The organism is Intestinibacter sp. (assembly GCF_034113885.1).
Classification (GTDB): domain Bacteria; phylum Bacillota; class Clostridia; order Peptostreptococcales; family Peptostreptococcaceae; genus Intestinibacter.
Genome location: NZ_JAXEWM010000112.1, coordinates 1 through 2,666 on the forward strand (window position 1 = coordinate 1; position 2,666 = coordinate 2,666).

General features: G+C 29.2%; 3 protein-coding genes. All 3 read right to left on the reverse strand.

Translation table 11 applies throughout. The features are described 5' to 3' along the window. The coding region (locus tag SPD90_RS06715; RefSeq protein WP_320924723.1) for a hypothetical protein at positions 1-1,104 on the reverse strand (1,104 nt) is incomplete at its 3' end. A gap of 84 nt (positions 1,105-1,188) precedes the next feature. Beyond that, positions 1,189-1,743, reverse strand: a complete 555-nt coding sequence (locus SPD90_RS06720; protein ID WP_320624743.1) for an RNA 2'-phosphotransferase — start codon at positions 1,741-1,743, stop codon at positions 1,189-1,191. Between the two features lie 63 nt (positions 1,744-1,806). Next, on the reverse strand, positions 1,807-2,666 hold an 860-nt coding region (locus SPD90_RS06725; protein WP_320924724.1), incomplete at its 5' end, for an IS701 family transposase.

Here is a 2,666-nt window from a genome sequence, read left to right on the forward strand (position 1 = left end):
TAGCTTTGATTCATCAAGGTCTTCATCATTTAATACTACTTGAATTTGCCCATTTTCATTTACTGGCAATATGTAATTTTGCCCATTCATTGTTATATTAGAGCTTGCGTGTATTTGATCTACACTTGCATCTTCTGAACCTGTAATATTTCCAAAGCCAACATTTATAGAATCAATTTCTTTTCCATCGTAGTATATACGTAAAACAGTACTACCTTCGCCCATTCCTATTAGAGAGCATTTATAATCGCTAATTTTTGTATAATTACATATATTACCGTCATCCACTGAATAAGATACCTTACCCGCATTTATTTTTTCCGGATTCTTTGCATCTAATGTAATATTTAACTCCACAGTTTCATTTTCGTCAAATACATAAGTAGAACCTTGTAAATCGTATTGTGTATTAAAATAAAAATCAGATACTGTTACATCGCCAACACCTGAGAATAATTTAGTTATTAAAAAAATTACGATTATTATAGGTATTAATAGTAGTAGTAAAAACTTTTTATTATTGCTATTTTGTGTATTAAATTTACTTTGATCCTTTGGTTTTGGATTCGGATTAGGGTTCGGATTTGGATACTTTTTCTTATTCTTTTCCTCATCGTTCTTAATCTTATTGCTATTTTTCGGCTCAGCCTTCTTGTTGTCTACAGTTGGTTTATTTATAGGGCTTTCGTATGTCTTTTCTTCCTTTTTTAATTGAAGTTTTTTTGATGGTTTACTTTTTTTCTTTAATTCATATTCCTTTAAATTATCTACCTTTACATTGCTCCATCCTAAAGCATACGATAAATTGTCTAGAATATAGTCCATCCTCAATTCTGCAACATACTGTCTTTTAAATACATCCTGTGCCTTTTTTATAGCGTCCTGTCTACCTTTATCGTCTACAATATTTTCATCTAATAAAATTTTCACTATTCCTAAATTAATTGCATCTACTGCCCAGTTCTTCTCTGTCGGCTCTTTAGGAATCAAATCAGATAATATAGATTCGACCTTGTTTGCATTTAAAAGAGTATTTTTTCCAAAATTGTCGACTATATATCTCAATGCCAAACTTAGATTTTCTTCTTTTATTCCACCTGCCATTTTCTCTCCCAACTCTCTATATATTTTTCTAATTTATATTATTACATAATTGTGCGTTTTTTTCTATATTTTAAAGGCTGTAAGTTAAATTTCTATATTTTTTTCGGCTATTGATATGTACTTTACAGGAACTTTATCTGTAAGCCATATTCCATTTACAGATTTGTAGAATTTATATCCGTCTTGCTCCATGGCTTTAGTGTCTATTTCTAAAACTATAGGCTCGCCATGTCTCGCACCTACGATTTGAGCTGTCTCTATGTCTTTAGATAGATGAACTAGGTTTCTACCTTTGCTAAGTATCCCTTTTTTGAATATACTATCTAAAAATCTAGTAGCAGTCCCGTGGTATAAAATAGTCTCTGGTGAAGCAATTTCATAATCAGGATTTACTGGTATTGAGTGACCGTAATTGACGCGGATTTTTGTCTTATCTTCGTTGAAGCTGTATCTTCCCTTTTGGTCGTTTTCCACTATATATTCTAGAGTTTCCATATCTATTTTTTTCTTAGTATTTACTTTTTCTATAAGCTCTGTTGTATCTGCCCATCCTTTGTCATCTACTTTTAAATCTATTTCCTCTGGGTGGTGTCTCAAAACACGACATAGGTATCTGCTCAATCTTACTACATCTCTCATAAATCTACCCTCCTCGTATAATTTATATATACTAAATTATCTAACACCACTTTATAAGAAAATCTAACTTGCTAAGTTATCTAAGTCTTTAAATGGGCGCAAATATCTTAGGTGAGATAGATTTTCTTTAATTTCCTCTATTTTCAACAACTTGCTAAAAATTAATTCCTTCTTTATGTTTTCACCGAAGGTATATTTTATTTCTTGTGGACTACAAAATTGCAACATTTGAAAATTTTTATTTATAAACGGAATTAAAATCACAGCCGAATAGGCTACGCCTATTAAATTAAAATATTTTTCAATCGCAATTTTATTTCTAATCATGTATTCTCCAAATGACCAAAAATTTTTTTGTTGATAAAACATTACTTCAATATTCCATCTAGCATTATAAATTTCATATAAATTTAGACTTTCTTGCTTTGGGTTTCTATTATATTTAGTATTTATATCATTAATTTCTACAGTACTCAAATACATTCTAACAGAAGTGAATTTATTTATATCTGTAGTTGTAACGGTTATAAATACAGGTTTATCATATAAATTTGTCATACATTTTCTTGTTGCTACAAAAAAATTATTTTCCTTTTTAAAATCAAAATTTCTGTAATTTAATCTATCACCTTTTTTTCTTGGTCTACCTCTTTTACCCGTAGGTTTTGGTTTCAAATCATATAAGACAGTATCACTTCGTAATCCACCAATAATTTGCAAATTGTCATATTCTGATAATATGTTTAAAAAATTCTTTTTTGTATACCAACTATCACATGAAGCTATTACTTGAAATTCAGTTAGTTCAGGCATTACATTGCGTATTAAAATTTTGGCTAATTCTAATTTTGTGAAATTCTTATCATACAATTTATAACCTAGCGGTATAGTTAAATAATTAATTTCATTATTTTTATATATTG